Below are 14,530 nucleotides of genomic sequence, written 5' to 3'. Positions count from 1 at the left end.
ACGATGCGCTGATCGCGGCGGAGCGTCATGTATTCGCGTCGCATGTCACACGCGAACTAAACTCGGCCACTCAAAACCGATGTTGAATACCCGCCGTCACACCCGCTTGCGTATCCGCCGCGCCGGTCAGATCGCGCGACAGGCTGACGGCGTTGCCATGCTTCGCCATCGCATACCCACCCGCGAGATACAGCACCGTGCGCTTCGACAACGCGTACTGGCCGCGCAGCGAAAAGAGCGTCGGGTCGGCGTCGCTCGCGTTCTTGATGTCCTGATGATAAACAGCGCCGAACAGCGAGAAGAACGGCGTCACTTCGTATTGACCGCCGATCCAGTACATGTCGCTGCGCAGCGTCGGCGTGGCCGTGTGGAAGGTGCGCCGATAGTTGCGATAGCCGGCCATTGCCTTGACCGGGCCGAAGTCGTAACTCAAGCCGGCATGAATGCCCTGAATGTAGTTGGTGGTGTCCGCGGGCGTGACGCTGTCGTTCGCGCCGTTCTGACGGTCGAAGGTGACCACGGCGGCGAACGGGCCGTTCTCGTAGCCGAGGCCGAAGTCGTATTTCGAGCTCGACTTCATGCTGCCGGGCACATTGCCGAAGCCGTACATCGCGCCGAATTTAAAGCCGGCGAAAGTGCCGTCGTAGCGCACGGCGTTGGCCGAGCGCGAGAACAGTCCGTCCTTGCGGCCGCCCGTTGCCGTGGATGAGGTCGCCCACGAGTAGTTCGGCGCATAACCCATCGGGTCGAACTGCAGCATGTAGTCGTAAGTGGTCGTGAAGTTGCGGCCGAGCGTGATTTGGCCGAAGCGGTTCTTCAGGCCGATGGTCGCGCGCCGGTCGAAGATCGCGCCGGGGCCGTCGTCGAACTGGCCATTCGCGATGTTGATGCCGCTTTCCAACTGGAACACGGCCTTCAATCCACCGCCGAGATCCTCGACGCCGCGCAGACCCCAGCGCGACGTGTTCTTGCCGCCCGACACGAGACGCGTTGCGCCGCCGTCCGCGCTCGCATGATTCACGTATTCGACGCCCGCATCGACGATGCCGTACAACGTCACGCTCGATTGCGCGTGCGCGCCGGTCGCGAATGCGGCGAGTCCCGCAAAGCCTGCGAAATAGGCGAGGCCTGCGCGGCTCGCGCCGAAGGTCGTTCTTTTGATGCTCAACTTCATCGACAGTCTCCTGTAGCTGGTTTTTTTACTTCGGTGGGTGAGTGCGTCAGCTCGCGTGGGCGAACGCCCAGCAATCGTTCGCGGGGAATTCGATCCAGTGGCGCCCGGCCGCGCGCGGCACGTTGCCGAATGCGCGCAGACGCAGCTCGCCGCAATGAAACAGGTACTCCCAGCGGTCGCCGAGATACATCGACGTGATCAGGTCCGCTTCGAGGCGATTCGCGCCCGGACCGTCGGCGACCTGCACGCGCTCGAGGCGAATCACCGCCTGCACCTGCTGGCCGGCCGTCAGCGCTTCGCGCGCTTGCGCCTGCAATTGCCAGCCGTCGCCGGCCAAGGTCACGCGCTCGCCGTCGATCGCGGCCACGCGCGCGTCGATACGGTTGTTGCTGCCCATGAATTCCGCGGTGTAAAGCGAACGCGGCTCGCCATACAGTTCCGCGGGCGTGCCTTCCTGTTCGATGCGGCCATTGCGCAGCAGCAGGATGCGGTCGGACATCGCCATCGCTTCGGTCTGATCGTGCGTCACGCAAAGCGCCGAGAGACCGAGCGACACGATCAGTTCGCGCAGCCAGGCGCGCGCTTCCTCGCGCAGTTTGGCGTCGAGATTCGACAGCGGCTCGTCGAGCAGAATGACGGGCGGGTTGTAGACGAGCGCGCGCGCAATCGCGACGCGCTGCTGCTGGCCGCCGGAAAGTTGATACGGATAGCGCGCGGCCAGATGACCGAGACCGAGTTGATCGAGCGCGCCTTGCACGCGCTTTTTCTGCTCGGCCGCCGACACGCGCCGCAGCTTCAATCCATAGCCGACGTTTTCCGCGACGGTGCGGTGCGGCCACAGCGCATACGACTGAAACACGAGACCGAGCGAGCGCTGCTCGACCGGCAGATCGGCGTGCGTGGCGCCGTCGAAGAACACTTTGCCGTCGAGTTCGATGCGCCCCGACGAAGGCTGCTCGAGACCGGCGACCGCGCGCAGCAGCGTCGTCTTGCCGCTGCCTGACGCGCCGAGCAGGCACACCACTTCGCCCGGATTCAGTTCGAACGACACGCCCTTCAGAATCGGGTTGTCGCCATAGCTCAGAAAGAGGTTGTCGACCGAGAGCTTATCCATGAAGTTTCACTCCGAAGCGCAGGGCCACGCCGAGCCCGGCGCCGACCATCGCGATGTTGATGACAGAAAGCGCCGCGACCTGATCGACCGCGCCGGTCGCCCACAGCGACACGAGCAGCGCGCCGATCACTTCGGTGCCGGGCGACAGCAGATAGACGGCGGTCGAATATTCGCGCTCGAAGATCATGAAGATCAGTAGCCATGCGGCGAGCAGGCCGAAGCGCACGAGCGGCAGCGTGACGTCGAGGCTCACGCGCGCACGCGTGCCGCCGACGCTGCGTCCCGCTTCCTCGAGTTCGGGGCCGACTTGCAGCAGCGCGCTTTGAATCAGGCGCATGCCGTACGCGAGCCAGACGACCGTGTACGCGATCCAGATGCTCCACATCGAGTTCTTCAGCTCTTTCACGCCCGGCACGAAGAGAAAGATCCACAGGAACGCGAGGCCGGCGAGCAGACCGGGCACGGCGCGCGGCAGCAGCACGAGGTAATCGAGCAGGCGCGTCGCCCAGTCGTTGCGGCGATGACCGGCGAACGCCACGAGCGAATAGAAGCCCACCGCGAGCGCGCCGCCGAATATGCCGATGCCGAGCGTGTTGAGGATCGCGCGAACCAGGTTGTCCTGTTCGAACAGTTCGGTGAAGTTGGCGAGCGTGAGCACGTCGGCGAGATTCACGCCTTCGCCCCAGTTCGTGACGAACGCGCGCAGCGTGATGCCCGAGATCGGCACGAACACGGTCAACAAGAGCCACAGCGCGACGATCGCGAGCGCGACCCAACGCCATGCGCCAAGCGGCAGCACGGTCTGACGTCCGGCCTTGCCTTTCACGGTGACGAAGCGGTTCGCGCGCTTGAGGAGGCTGCGTTGCAGCAGCACGAGCGGAAACGTAATCGCGACAATGCACACCGCGACCGCGGCCATCAGGTGATACGACGGCACGCCGAGCTTGTTGGTGAGCTTGTACAGATAAGTGGCGAGCACGAGGTGGCCTTCGGGATCGCCGAGCACGAGCGGCAGGCCGAACACTTCGAAGCCGAGGAAGAACACCAGCACGCCTGCGAAGAGCAGGGCGGGCAAGGTCATCGGCAGGCTCACGTCGAGTGCGACGCGAAACGGGCGCGCGCCCGCGACGCGCGCGGCTTCTTCGACGTCCGAGCCGAGATTTCGCAGCGCCGCCGACGAATACAGATACACGTGCGGCACATGCGTGAGGCCGACGATCACCGTGATTGCAAGAATCGAGTAGACGGTCCACGGCGCTTCGGCGCTGCCGAACAGCGTTTTCCACCAGACCGAATAGAAGCCGACCGGGCCGGCCGCGACGACGTAGCCGAACGCGAGCACCATCGGCGAAACGAAGACAGGCGTGAGCAGCAACGGCTCGAGCCACCGGCGGCCGGGCAGGTCGGTGCGAACCATCAGGAACGCGAGAATGCCGCCGAGCGGAATCGAAATGAACAGCATGCCGCTCGCGATCACGAACGAGTTCTTCAGCGCGGACCAGAAATCAGGATCACTGAAGATAAACTCGAAGCCGGTGAGGCCGAGCGTGCGGTTGGCGTCGAAGAAAGGCGCATTGAGCACGCTCTGAAACAGGATGAAGCCGAGCGGCAGCGCCACGGCGACCGTCAGCACGGCGACGACGAGCCAGCGCAGCATCCCCGCCAACGGTTGCAGACGGCCGCGCGGCAACGCGCCGATGGGGCCGTCGTCAGCCGCGAGCGGCGCGGCGTCGCGAGGCCCGGTTGCGCTAGTAAAAAGCATGAGTGTCCCCCTGCGGCGCAAAAGCCGCATATCGGCAGGTGTTCAACGAAAAAGCAGAGACGTTCGCGCGTGGCGGCGCGAACGTGTGCGCCTCTGTGTCAGGCGCGAGGGTTTAGCGCTTGATCGACTGTTGCCATTGCTTGAGGAATTCGAGGCGCTTCGACTGATCGAGATAAACCAGCAGGCCCGCGCCGATAGGAATCGGCTTTAACGAATCGCCGAGCTGCTTCGTGAGGCCGGCCATCGACGTTTCGCCTTCCACGTCGGAGCGAATCGAGAACAAACTCGCCTGGTTCGCGAGCAGGGTCTGGCCGCGCTGCGACAGCAGATAGTCGACCCACAGCTTCGCGGCGTTCGGGCTTTTCGCCTTCTTCGAAATGGTGACGAGGCGGCTCACCACCAGCGTGTAGTCCTTCGGATAGACATAGCCGATGGAGGGATCTTTCTTGGCCTTGGTGAGCGCATACGAGCCGAGAATGTTGTAGCCGATCAGGTTCTCGCCCGACGAAATGCGCTCCATCATCGCGCCCGTGCTCGATTGCAGTTTCGGGCCGGTCGCGCCCATTGCCTTGACGAGATCCCACGTGACCTGCGGGTTCACGCGCGCGTCCTGCGTCAGATAGTTAAAGCCGACGCCGGACTTCTCGATGTCGTACGTCGTGACCTTGCCTTTGAACTGATCGGGCTTCGATTGCAGCAGCTTGATGAGGTCCGCGCGCGTCTGCGGCACTTCGCCCGCGGACAAGAGGCGCTTGTTGTAGACGATCGCGAGCGGTTCATAGGTCGTGCCGTACGCCTGCTTCTGGTACTGCGCCCATTGCGGCAACTGCTTCGCCTCGGGCGATTCGTAAGTCGCCATCAGGCCGTCGTTGACGAGCTTCACCTGCAGGTCCATGGCCGAGCTCCACAGCACGTCGGCGCTCGTGCTGCTCGCCGCGTTTTCGCTGATGTAGCGGTTGTACAGCTCGGTGCTGTTCATGTCGTTGTACTCGACTTTCACGCCGTACAGGCTTTCGAAGTCTTTGATCAGCGGACGCACGAGCGCGGTGTCCGTGACCGAGTAGACGATCAGCTTTCCTTCTTTTTTCGCTGCGTCGACAGTGGCCTGATAATCGCCCGGATAGCCGGCTGGGAACGCTGCCCACGTCGAATGTGCGGCGAATGCGGCAGCGGCGGCGAGAAGCTTTAAAGAGATATGCACGTCTTCCTCCAGAAAACATCATGTTGATTTTGTGAAGGCGAATGGTAAGAGACGCGCGCTTTCTGAACGCTTTCAATTTGCGAGGGAAATGCGTCACAATGGACGAATTCGCCTCATGGATTTCCCTGGGATTCTGTTCATGCGTGTGCTGCTTGTCGAAGACAATCCAATTCTTTCCCGCTCGTTAACCGACGCGCTGACCAATGCCAAACTCACTGTCGACTGCATGCATGACGGCGAATCTGCCGATCACGTATTGCGCACACAGGACTATGCACTCGTGATCCTCGACATCGGTTTGCCGAAGCTCGACGGGCTCGAAGTGCTGCGCCGTTTGCGCGCGCGGCGCAATGCCGTGCCGGTGCTCATCTTGACCGCGCATGGTTCGGTGGAAGAGCGCGTGCGCGGCCTCGATCTCGGCGCCGACGACTATCTCGCGAAGCCTTTCGCGCTCACCGAACTCGAAGCGCGCGCGCGTGCGCTGCTGCGCCGCGGTCATGGTCAGGAGGCATCGGTCGCGCAATGCGGCACGCTGGTTTACGACAGCGTCGATCGCGGCTTCACGCTCGACGGCGAACCGCTCGCGCTCACGCCGCGCGAACGTTCGGTACTCGAAGTATTGATCCTGCGCAACGGCCGCGCGATCAACAAGGAAACGCTGTCGGAGAAAATTTTCGGGCTCGACGAATCGGTGAATGCCGATGCGATCGAAATCTACGTGTGCCGTTTGCGCAAGAAGCTCGAGCGCAGTTCGGTCGGCATCGTCACGCTGCGCGGGCTCGGCTATCTGCTCGAAGCCAGGACGCCATGACGCGGCCGAATCTGCGCGTGCGGGTCGCGCTATGGCTGCTGGTGCCGCTGTTATTGCTGCTCGCGCTGGATGCCTGGCTCACCTATCAACGCGCAATGAACGCGGCACATGCGGCATTCGATCGCACGCTCGAATTTTCGTTGCGCTCGATTCGCGACGGCGTGCGTCTGCGCGAAGGACGCATCGAAGTCGACTTGCCTTATCTCGCGCTCGAGATGTTCGAATCGAATGGCGGCGGCAACATCTACTATCAGATTCGCGAGGAACATGGCCGCGTGGTGACCGGTTATCCCGATCTGCCGGAGACGAAGAAGGTGCCGGCCGAGCCGTACAGCGTGCAGTTTTATGACGACGTATTCCGCGGCCGGCCGCTGCGCATCGCGATGCTGCGGCTGCCGGTGCACGACGTGCCGAGTGCGCAAACGCGCGTGGTGCTGGTGAGAGTCGGCGAAACGATCGAGGCGCGCCAGGCGCTGGCGCGCGAGATCCTCACCGGCTCGCTGCAACAGGAAGGCTTGCTGGTGATGCTCGCGCTCGGCATCGTGTGGCTCGGTGTCGCGCGCGGCTTGCGGCCGCTCAATCGTCTGTCGGCGAAAGTCGCGGCGCGCGCCGACGACGATCCCACGCCGCTCGATACCGTCGGCTTGCCGAGCGAGGTCGCGCCGCTCGTCGATTCGATCAATCAGTACATCGGCCGCACGCAGAAGATGCAGTTATCGCGGCGGCGCTTTTTCAACGACGCCGCGCATCAGTTGAAAACGCCGCTCGCGGTGATTCAGGCGGAGTCCGAACTGGCGCAGCGCGGGCTCGATGGCGTCGATGCGAACAGTGCTGGCCCGAGGCGTCACGGCGTCCATTTGCGGCGGCTGAACCGCGCGGTGCAGCAGGCCGTGCGTATCGTGCAGCAGTTGCTGTCGCTGTCGCGGCTCGATGCGGACAGCGGCTACACGGTCAGGCATGCCGCGGTGCCGCTGCACAAGGTCGCGCGCAGCGTGACGCTGGACTGGTCGCCGGTGGCGCGCTCGCGCGGCATCGACCTCGGCTTCGAGCAGGAGACGCGCGTCGACGTGACGGGGCAATCCGATCTGCTCGCGGAACTCGTGGGCAATCTGATCGACAACGCGATCCGTTATTCGGGCGATGGCTCGGTCATTACCGTGCGGGTCGCGTGCGAGCACGGCGAGCCCTTGCTTCAGGTGATCGACAACGGGCCGGGCATTGCCGCGAGCGAACGCGATGCGGTATTCGAGCGCTTCTACCGCAGCGAGGCGACGCAGGCGGTGGAGGGCAGCGGGTTGGGGTTGTCGATTGTGCGCGAGATCGCGCGGGTTCATGGCGCGCGCGTCGAGTTGGGCGATGCGCGCGGCGGCGGGCTGGTGGTGAGCGTGTGGTTTCCTGCGCTTGTGCAAGGGGCGGCGTGAGGCGGGCTCGTGCGTTATCGCTGCGTTGCCCGTGGGTTATCGATGCGTTATCTGTGAATCGGAAAACTGCGTGCGAAACCCGTGGCCGGCGTCGTGCTATTCCATGTGGCGCCGTCCATGAACCGTTGCGTGGTTTCTTGCGCCGGCACCGCGACTTTCACCTGCGCGGCCGCCTCGCGATACAACTGCGTCTGATTGATGCGCTCGGCGATTTGCGCGTAATCGGCGCGTGCGTCGATCATTCCCCAGCGCTCGAATTGCGTCAGAAACCAGGCGCCCTCGAATGGCTGCGGATAGTTCACCGCGCCATCGTCGAAGAAACGCACCGGCAAACCGTGCGGCACTGACTCAGGAATCGCGTCGCCGAAACGTGCGGCGATCAATGCTTCGTCGATGCCGATAAATTCCGGCCGCGCGAGCCAGCGCGCGATCTCGTGGCGATGTCCGGGGCCGTCGAGCCAGCGGCACGCTTCGAGCATCGTCCGCACGAGCGCGCGCGCCGTGTTCGGATTCTGGTCGACGAAATCGCGCCGGCACGCGAGCACTTTCTCGGGATGGTCGGGCCACACTTCGCTCGTATAAGCGACCGTTCTGCCGACGCCTTGCGCTTCGGCCATCGCATTCCACGGCTCGCCCACGCACAGGCCGTCGAGCCCGTCTTCGGCAAGCGCGGCGACCATCTGCGGCGGCGGAATCACCACGCTTTCCACGTCGCGCAGCGGATGCACGCCTTGCGCGGCGAGCCAGTAATGCAGCCACATCGCGTGCGTGCCGGTCGGGAAGGTCTGTGCGAACACCGGCTTGCGGCCGAGCGCGGCGAGCGCCTTCGGCAACGTGCCGTGCGCGGCGAGCGCATCGGCGAGACGGTTCGACAAGGTCACCGCCTGGCCGTTGCGGTTGAGCACCATCAGCACGGCCATGTCCGTTTGCGGACCGCCCAGGCCGAGTTGCACGCCATAGACGAGGCCGTACAGCGTATGCGCCGCGTCGAGATCGCCGGACAGCAGCTTGTCGCGCACGGCGGCCCATGACGGCTGGCGCGACAGTTCGAGCGTGAGTCCGTGCGCGTGGCCAAATTCGAGCAGCTTCGCGGCGACGAGCGGGGCGGCGTCGGACAGCGCGACGAAGCCGAGGCGAAGGTGCGTTTTCTCGAGCTGGCCGGATGTGGACGACGAAGCCGACGACGAAGCGAGCGACGAAGCAGGCGAAGCAGACGACGAAGCGAGCGACGATGCCGACGACGAAGCAGGCGATGCCGACGACGAAGCCGACGACGAAGCCGACGACGAAGCCGACGACGAAGCCGACGAAGATACGAGTGAGCTAACGGAGTTCATGGGCATGCTTCACTTGTGCGATTCAGCCGCCGCGACGACCGCGCGCGCGACCTCGGCGAGCTTCACGCCCTGGTTCATCGCGCGTTTGCGCAGCGTGGCGTAGGCGGCGTGCTCGGTGATTTTCTGCTGATCCATCAGCAGGCGTTTGGCGCGGTCGATCAGCTTGCGCTCCGCGAGTTCGTTCTCGACCTGGGCGAGGCGTTCGCGCAGTTGCGATTCCTGTGCGAAGCGCGCGAGCGCGACTTCGAGAATCGGCGCGAGCCGCTCGGTTTCGAGCCCTTCGACGAGATACGCGGTCACACCCGCGCCGACGGCATCGCGGATCAACTGCTGGTTCGAGTCGTGGCTGAACATCAGCACCGGACGCGGCGCGGTCGCGTTCATCACCGCGAGCTGTTCGAGCGTGTCGCGCGAGGGCGAATCGGTATCGATAATGATGACGTCCGGCCGCTCGCCCTGAACCGCGCTGTGCAGCGCGTGCGGCGTCGCGGTGCTGGCCAGCATCTCGTAACCGAGCCTGGCGAGCGCGTCACGTAGGTCGCTTATCGGCTTATCGGTATCGGTGACGAGGAGGACACGCAGCATGGGGTAGTGGCAATCGACGGCTGAACATCGGTAAAGCAACTTGGATGCCAGTGGCCGCGGAGCCTTGTGTACAAAGGGATTACGCACTGAGGCCGAGCTTTTTCGTGACGAGTGGCGCACCGGGAAAGGGCATGCGTCGCGGATGCACCGAAGCGGCGCACAGTGGGCGATTCTTGAGAATTCTTAAGAAGGCGAGACGAACAGAACCCGCGACAAGAATCGCGAGGCAGCAGGCAACAACTCGGAAGACATCGCGACGAGCGTCGCGACAAGAGATCGGCTAAAAACGCGGCGAAAAACGCGCCGTTAAAAAAGCCTAAAAAGCGCCGCCGCTGCGCGCCGCTCAGGTTCGAACCGGGCCGAACTCGAGAAGGCGCGCCAATGGCTTCGCGTACAACGTTACTTCAGGGCCGCAAGGCAGAGGCCCACGCAGGCACGCGCAAAAACCGCCGGCGCGTGCCGCTCGCCTTAACGGCGACGGAATTGCGAATTGCTGCGCGCGGCGCCGCCGCCTGCACGCTCGTCTTTGTGACGGAAGTTGATCCGGCCTTTGGTCAGGTCGTAGACCGACAGTTCCAGCGTCACGCGGTCGCCCGCGAGAATACGAATGTGGTTCTTGCGCATGCGTCCGGACGCGTAAGCGCCAACCACGACGCCGTTGTCGAGCGTCACGCGGTAACGGCTGTCCGGAAGTACTTCGTCGACGATACCGTCAAGTTCAAGCAGTTCTTCTTTCGCCATGCATAACTCCTGGTCGATGGGATAAGGGTTTGCGCGACGCCTTGCGGGCGGCACTGCATCAGATACGGTTGCAAGCGGGCGGCAGGCCCGCCGTGCGGCAACGGCTTATGCGCCGCCGTGACCGCTCAAAGATCGGCGACCGACTGGCCGTCCACGCGGCCGTCGATCAGTTGCTCGGCGTGAGCCATGCACGCGATGCGCGCCTTGCCCGTGCCGTCAAACGGAAACAGATACTGCAGGCGGAACACGCGGCCCTCGGCGGCCGGATTCGCGCCCACGCGGCAAATGCGCACCGACGCGTCGTAGCCCGCGTCCGGATTGCGGCTCGTCTGGCCGTCGGTGGGGCGGCGCGGATAGACGAGCGGGTGAATCTCATAACCTTTGTACGTCTTGACTGCCGAGTTCATTAGCATAGATGTCCTGTAATACGTGGCCGGCATGTCACGCGTGTTACGCGCGGCACCGCAGGCCGGGCAGCGCAGCACCGGAAAGGCGCGCCGCCATTGAAAAAGTTAGCGCAGGCCCGATAGCGAGGGCTTGAGCGCGCCGCGTAAATTCGCGGATTCGATGGAGAAGAAACACGCTGATGTCGCGCGGACACCAGGCGGGTGAAAGCTGAAACTCAGCTGAACAACTCAGCTACACAACTCGCGACGGCTAATGCTGGCGGCGCATTGCCGGAGTGACGGGATCGCCGACGGGCGGCGGTCGAACAGTCGGGGGTGTTGCGCAGATGCGGTATGAGACAGCCAGGCTGCGAATGCGGAATACAACTATTCCAATATGATGCACTAAATACGTCTGATTGGATAGTAAAAAGTTCCATCCACGAACAGAGGGGCCGGCCGGTCGCTACAATGGCGAGTTGCCGCGCGAGGCAGCACGCGCCCCCGAACACCGTCACATCGTCATCCAATGCGCCAGACAACCGCGACCCCCGTGAAAGACCTGCTGCTCGAGCGCTACGCTCCCATCGCCGACGGCATCGCGGCGCTCTTCTACCCGTGCGCCGAAGTCGTGATCCACGATTTGCGCGACCAGACCATCGCGTACTTGGTGAACAATCTGTCGAAGCTCGAAGTGGGCGGTCCGTCGGTGCTCGACGAAGTGCACTATGCGGCGCGCGGGCGCACCATCGGCCCGTACGAGAAGCTCAACTGGGACGGCCGCCGCATGCGCTGCGTGAGCAACATTCTGTTCGACGACAACGGCAAGCCGGCCGGCATGCTGTGCATCAACTTCAATATCGCGGTGTTCGAAGACGTGCGTTCCACGCTCGATCTGTTCATCCGCGGCGGGAATCTGACGGACGCGCCCGCTGAAGACCTGTTCCGCGACGACTGGCAGGACCGCATCAACACGTATCTGCATACGTGGCTGCGCGAGCGGCAGATCGGCATCAACGCGCTCACGCGCGAACACAAGCGCGAGATCGTCGAGGCGCTGCATGCGCAAGGCGCGTTTCGCGGCCGCAGTTCGGCGAACTATGTGGCCGCCGTGCTGACGATGGGCCGCGCAACCGTCTACAAAATCCTCAAGCAGATGAAGGAAGGCGGTTGAGTCGTGGCACTGTCCAACCCAGGGAGAATTCGATGGCTGAAATCACCCGCTACCGCCATTACAAAGGCGGCCTCTACGAACTGATATGCGAGGCGACGCTCGAATCCGATCCGACTGTCACGATGATCGTCTACAAGGCGAGCAACGGCACGATCTGGACACGTCCGGCGTCGGTGTTTTTCGAGCAGATCGAGCATGAAGGCGCGACGATGCCGCGCTTCGCCAGGATCGATTGAGGGGATAAGCCTCGCTGCTCAACGCGGCGACGACAACGACGACGACTGCAGCTCCACAGCGTCCGGCGCTTCGATCACCACATCGGTTTCGGCAATCGCGACGCACGGCAGCATATAGCCTTCCTGCTTTTCCTCGCGGCTAAGACCTGGCCATTCGATCGTGTAGCGCACGCGTCCCGCCGTCATTTTGCAGATGCACGTACGACACGTGCCGTTGCGGCATGAACGCGGCAAGCGCAGATCGGCGAAGCCGGCGGCTTCCAGAATGGTGAGCGAATCGGGCGCTTCGAAGCTGCGGCCAAGCGGCTCGACGCGCACGACAGGTGGGCGGTGTGAATCGGACATCGTGTGAATGTGTGACTGTGCTCGTCACACTTTACACGGTCGCGCGGTGTTTCCTGGCGGCCGTCGCTGTATCGACGCTTCAATGAGTCGTGCCGGCGCGGCGCAAATAGCGGTACACCGTATTGCGCGCGAGTCCCAGTTCGCGTGCCGCCGCCGACACATTGCCGTCCAACCGCGCAAGCGTCTGCGCGATCAACGTGGCCTGCCAGTCTTCCATGCGCGACGGCGCGGGCGTCTGAGCGCTAGCCAGGTTGTTGTCCATCGCGTCGTCGCAGGTTCGCAGAGACGAGCGCGAGTCGTCGTTCGCCGCGGCATCGGCGCAATCATGCAGAAAGTCTTCCGGCAGATCGTCGAGTTCGATTTGATCCGCGCCTTCGGCCATGATGCTCGCGGTGCGCAGCACGTTCGCCAGTTGCCGCAGATTGCCGGGCCAGCGGCATTGCATGAAGCGCTCGAGCACTTGCGGCGAAACGCGGCGCGGCACGCCGTCGCCTTCGCACTGAAGTTCCAGCACACGCGCGATGAGCGCTTCCAGATCCGTGCGCTCGCGCAGCGCCGGCAACGTCACGACGAGTCCGTTGATGCGGTAGTACAAGTCCTCGCGGAAGATGCCTTCCTCGATCATCGCGCGCAGATTGCGGTGCGTCGCGCAGACGATCCGCAGGTCGACCGGAATGGCGCGCGTGCCGCCGAGCGGCACCACGCTGCGCTCCTGCAGCACGCGCATGAGCCGCACCTGCTGCGCGAGCGGCATATCGCCGATTTCATCGAGGAACAGCGTGCCGCCGTCGGCCTGCACGATCTTGCCGACACTGCCGCGTTTTTTTGCGCCGGTGAACGCGCCGTCTTCATAGCCGAACAGTTCGGCTTCGATCAGGCTGTCGGGCAGCGACGCGCAGTTCAACGCGACGAACGGCGCCGTGCGCCGCGGCGAATCGTGATGGATCGCGCGCGCGAGCCATTCCTTGCCGGTGCCTGTCTTGCCGAGGATCAGGATCGGAATGTCGCGACCGCGCACCTTGCCGACGCGCCGCAGAATCGCGGACATTTGCGCGTCGCCGGTGTCGAGTGTTTCAAGCGTGGCGGGCGTGACATTGGACGGCGATTCCACAATCCGCGCCGCGTGACGCGCGCCATGCGTTGTCAAGCCACGCGCCGTGCCGACAACATCCGCTGCCGGCGCGACATAACGCTGCGCCGAATACTCGCCGCGCGCGACGACGCGCACGCCGCTCGGCAACGTCAGCACGATATTCTCGCCCGGCGCGCGCGCGATCCGCTGCAACACGTCGGCGAACGCGGCGCCGAACAGCGCCTCGAACGGCTGCACCTGCAACGCGGGGAGCGCTTGTCCGAACTGGAACAGCGCACTGCGGTTGGCCGACAGGAATGTGCCGTCGGCGGCGAACGCGGCGAGTCCCTCAAACAGCGTGCCGATGAATTCGGCGCGCGCGTGAAAGTGCACGCGCAACGCATCGGCGAATTGATTGGAGAACAGATGATTTTCGATCATCTGCGCCGACATTCTAACGAGCGCTAGTGTGTGCTTATGAAAGCCGCGCGTGTCGCCGCTCACGTCGAGCGCGCCGATGGTGCGCCCGAACGGATCCGCAATCGGCGCGCACGAGCAGGTGAGAATGCGGTTTGCGTGCAGGAAGTGTTCGTCGGCGTGAACCACGGTCGGCTGTCCGTCGACTAGCGCCGTGCCGATTGCATTCGTGCCGCGGTCGGCCTCGGCCCATGACACCCCCGGACACAGCGCGACGCGATTCGCCTTCGCGACGAAATCGCTGTCGCCGAGACTATGCAGGATCACGCCCTGGCTGTCGGTGAGCAGCACCATGCTTTGCGTGTCGACGATCTGCGCATGCAGCGTTTCCATGACGGGCAGCGCATGCGTATACAGCGACTGATTGCACTCGACCAGTTCGCGCAGCGCAGGCCGGCGCAGCGGCTGAAAATCCGGCATTTCCGACGCGCGCAGCCCGAGTTCGAGCGAGCGCGCATGAGCTTGCGCGATGACATCGGGCCGACCGATGCGGGACGGCGTGGCGGGGCGATGGCTCAAGGCATGTCTCCGGTATTCGGATGCGGCGGGTGCGTTGCCCGCCGTTCGATGCCGCAGCGCAGCATGCGCGCTTGCGGGCGAATACCGATATTACAGGAGCCGAAGCCGCGCGCGTCGCAGGGAAAACACCCGGCGCGGGTCGGTAGGCACGCAAGCGCCATGCACGCTTCGTGCG

The 14,530-nt window shown here is 64.0% G+C and carries 14 protein-coding genes; 4 read left to right on the top strand and 10 right to left on the bottom strand.

Features of this window, described 5'->3' with window-relative positions; all coding sequences use genetic code 11:
* Positions 1-70: 70 nt before the first annotated feature.
* The 4 genes from C8K18_RS10770 to C8K18_RS10755 form a co-directional block, all read right to left on the bottom strand.
* The gene (locus tag C8K18_RS10770; RefSeq protein WP_161966591.1) at positions 71-1,174 is read right to left on the bottom strand and encodes a porin; all 1,104 of its coding nucleotides are present in this window, start codon (positions 1,172-1,174) and stop codon (positions 71-73) included.
* A 46-nt stretch (positions 1,175-1,220) separates the two neighbouring features.
* Positions 1,221-2,288: an ABC transporter ATP-binding protein gene (locus C8K18_RS10765; protein ID WP_006046705.1), complete on the bottom strand. Its 1,068-nt coding sequence runs from the start codon at positions 2,286-2,288 to the stop codon at positions 1,221-1,223.
* Positions 2,281-4,050: an iron ABC transporter permease gene (locus C8K18_RS10760; protein ID WP_053859265.1), complete on the bottom strand. Its 1,770-nt coding sequence runs from the start codon at positions 4,048-4,050 to the stop codon at positions 2,281-2,283. Before C8K18_RS10760 ends, C8K18_RS10765 begins: the two co-directional genes overlap by 8 nt.
* A 112-nt stretch (positions 4,051-4,162) precedes the next feature.
* Positions 4,163-5,251 carry an ABC transporter substrate-binding protein gene (locus C8K18_RS10755; protein ID WP_006046707.1) on the bottom strand — a complete coding sequence of 363 codons (1,089 nt, stop codon included), beginning with the start codon at positions 5,249-5,251 and terminating at the stop codon, positions 4,163-4,165.
* A gap of 115 nt (positions 5,252-5,366) precedes the next feature.
* Between C8K18_RS10755 and C8K18_RS10750 the strand changes: the two genes are divergently transcribed.
* Both C8K18_RS10750 and C8K18_RS10745 read left to right on the top strand, forming a co-directional pair.
* On the top strand, positions 5,367-6,062 hold the full coding sequence (locus C8K18_RS10750) for a response regulator (RefSeq protein ID WP_375135808.1): 696 nt from the start codon (positions 5,367-5,369) through the stop codon (positions 6,060-6,062).
* The gene (locus C8K18_RS10745; RefSeq protein WP_107707446.1) at positions 6,059-7,483 is read left to right on the top strand and encodes a sensor histidine kinase; all 1,425 of its coding nucleotides are present in this window, start codon (positions 6,059-6,061) and stop codon (positions 7,481-7,483) included. Before C8K18_RS10750 ends, C8K18_RS10745 begins: the two co-directional genes overlap by 4 nt.
* A gap of 47 nt (positions 7,484-7,530) precedes the next feature.
* On the opposite strand, the gene C8K18_RS10740 is transcribed toward C8K18_RS10745, so the two are convergent.
* The 4 genes from C8K18_RS10740 to C8K18_RS10725 all read right to left on the bottom strand — a co-directional run bounded on the left by C8K18_RS10740 (position 7,531) and on the right by C8K18_RS10725 (position 10,553).
* Positions 7,531-8,826 carry a CmpA/NrtA family ABC transporter substrate-binding protein gene (locus C8K18_RS10740; RefSeq protein ID WP_107707445.1) on the bottom strand — a complete coding sequence of 432 codons (1,296 nt, stop codon included), beginning with the start codon at positions 8,824-8,826 and terminating at the stop codon, positions 7,531-7,533.
* A 3-nt stretch (positions 8,827-8,829) separates the two neighbouring features.
* A complete protein-coding gene (locus C8K18_RS10735; RefSeq protein WP_107707444.1) occupies positions 8,830-9,405 on the bottom strand; it encodes an ANTAR domain-containing response regulator in 576 nt (191 codons plus the stop codon).
* A 468-nt stretch (positions 9,406-9,873) separates the two neighbouring features.
* Positions 9,874-10,146 carry a translation initiation factor IF-1 gene (gene infA / locus C8K18_RS10730; protein WP_006046712.1) on the bottom strand — a complete coding sequence of 91 codons (273 nt, stop codon included), beginning with the start codon at positions 10,144-10,146 and terminating at the stop codon, positions 9,874-9,876.
* Between the two features lie 125 nt (positions 10,147-10,271).
* Positions 10,272-10,553: a hypothetical protein gene (locus C8K18_RS10725; protein WP_029965846.1), complete on the bottom strand. Its 282-nt coding sequence runs from the start codon at positions 10,551-10,553 to the stop codon at positions 10,272-10,274.
* Between the two features lie 508 nt (positions 10,554-11,061).
* On the opposite strand from C8K18_RS10725, the gene C8K18_RS10720 reads away from it, so the two are divergent.
* Both C8K18_RS10720 and C8K18_RS10715 read left to right on the top strand, forming a co-directional pair.
* The gene (locus C8K18_RS10720; protein WP_006046714.1) at positions 11,062-11,706 is read left to right on the top strand and encodes a transcriptional regulator; all 645 of its coding nucleotides are present in this window, start codon (positions 11,062-11,064) and stop codon (positions 11,704-11,706) included.
* A 32-nt stretch (positions 11,707-11,738) separates the two neighbouring features.
* Positions 11,739-11,942: a DUF1653 domain-containing protein gene (locus C8K18_RS10715; RefSeq protein WP_107707443.1), complete on the top strand. Its 204-nt coding sequence runs from the start codon at positions 11,739-11,741 to the stop codon at positions 11,940-11,942.
* Positions 11,943-11,960: 18 nt separating this feature from the next.
* On the opposite strand, the gene C8K18_RS10710 is transcribed toward C8K18_RS10715, so the two are convergent.
* Positions 11,961-12,287, bottom strand: a complete 327-nt coding sequence (locus tag C8K18_RS10710; RefSeq protein ID WP_107707442.1) for a 2Fe-2S iron-sulfur cluster-binding protein — start codon at positions 12,285-12,287, stop codon at positions 11,961-11,963.
* A 79-nt stretch (positions 12,288-12,366) separates the two neighbouring features.
* Positions 12,367-14,355, bottom strand: coding sequence for a sigma-54-dependent Fis family transcriptional regulator (locus tag C8K18_RS10705; protein ID WP_107707441.1), 1,989 nt, complete (start codon positions 14,353-14,355; stop codon positions 12,367-12,369).
* Positions 14,356-14,530 lie beyond the last annotated feature (175 nt).

Source organism: Paraburkholderia sp. GV068, from assembly GCF_003058125.1.
GTDB lineage: Bacteria > Pseudomonadota > Gammaproteobacteria > Burkholderiales > Burkholderiaceae > Paraburkholderia > Paraburkholderia graminis.
Note: the sequence above shows the minus strand (reverse complement) of the source record. Positions and strands in the feature narration are given on the sequence as shown.

Coding starts and splice junctions, on each gene's coding strand:
- C8K18_RS10770 (WP_161966591.1), bottom strand. CDS start 1,174: ATGAAGTTGAGCATCAAAAGAACGACCTTCGGCGCGAGCCGCGCAGGC.
- C8K18_RS10765 (WP_006046705.1), bottom strand. CDS start 2,288: ATGGATAAGCTCTCGGTCGACAACCTCTTTCTGAGCTATGGCGACAAC.
- C8K18_RS10760 (WP_053859265.1), bottom strand. CDS start 4,050: ATGCTTTTTACTAGCGCAACCGGGCCTCGCGACGCCGCGCCGCTCGCG.
- C8K18_RS10750 (WP_375135808.1), top strand. CDS start 5,367: ATGGATTTCCCTGGGATTCTGTTCATGCGTGTGCTGCTTGTCGAAGAC.
- C8K18_RS10745 (WP_107707446.1), top strand. CDS start 6,059: ATGACGCGGCCGAATCTGCGCGTGCGGGTCGCGCTATGGCTGCTGGTG.
- C8K18_RS10740 (WP_107707445.1), bottom strand. CDS start 8,826: ATGCCCATGAACTCCGTTAGCTCACTCGTATCTTCGTCGGCTTCGTCG.
- C8K18_RS10735 (WP_107707444.1), bottom strand. CDS start 9,405: ATGCTGCGTGTCCTCCTCGTCACCGATACCGATAAGCCGATAAGCGAC.
- infA (WP_006046712.1), bottom strand. CDS start 10,146: ATGGCGAAAGAAGAACTGCTTGAACTTGACGGTATCGTCGACGAAGTA.
- C8K18_RS10725 (WP_029965846.1), bottom strand. CDS start 10,553: ATGAACTCGGCAGTCAAGACGTACAAAGGTTATGAGATTCACCCGCTC.
- C8K18_RS10720 (WP_006046714.1), top strand. CDS start 11,062: ATGCGCCAGACAACCGCGACCCCCGTGAAAGACCTGCTGCTCGAGCGC.
- C8K18_RS10715 (WP_107707443.1), top strand. CDS start 11,739: ATGGCTGAAATCACCCGCTACCGCCATTACAAAGGCGGCCTCTACGAA.
- C8K18_RS10710 (WP_107707442.1), bottom strand. CDS start 12,287: ATGTCCGATTCACACCGCCCACCTGTCGTGCGCGTCGAGCCGCTTGGC.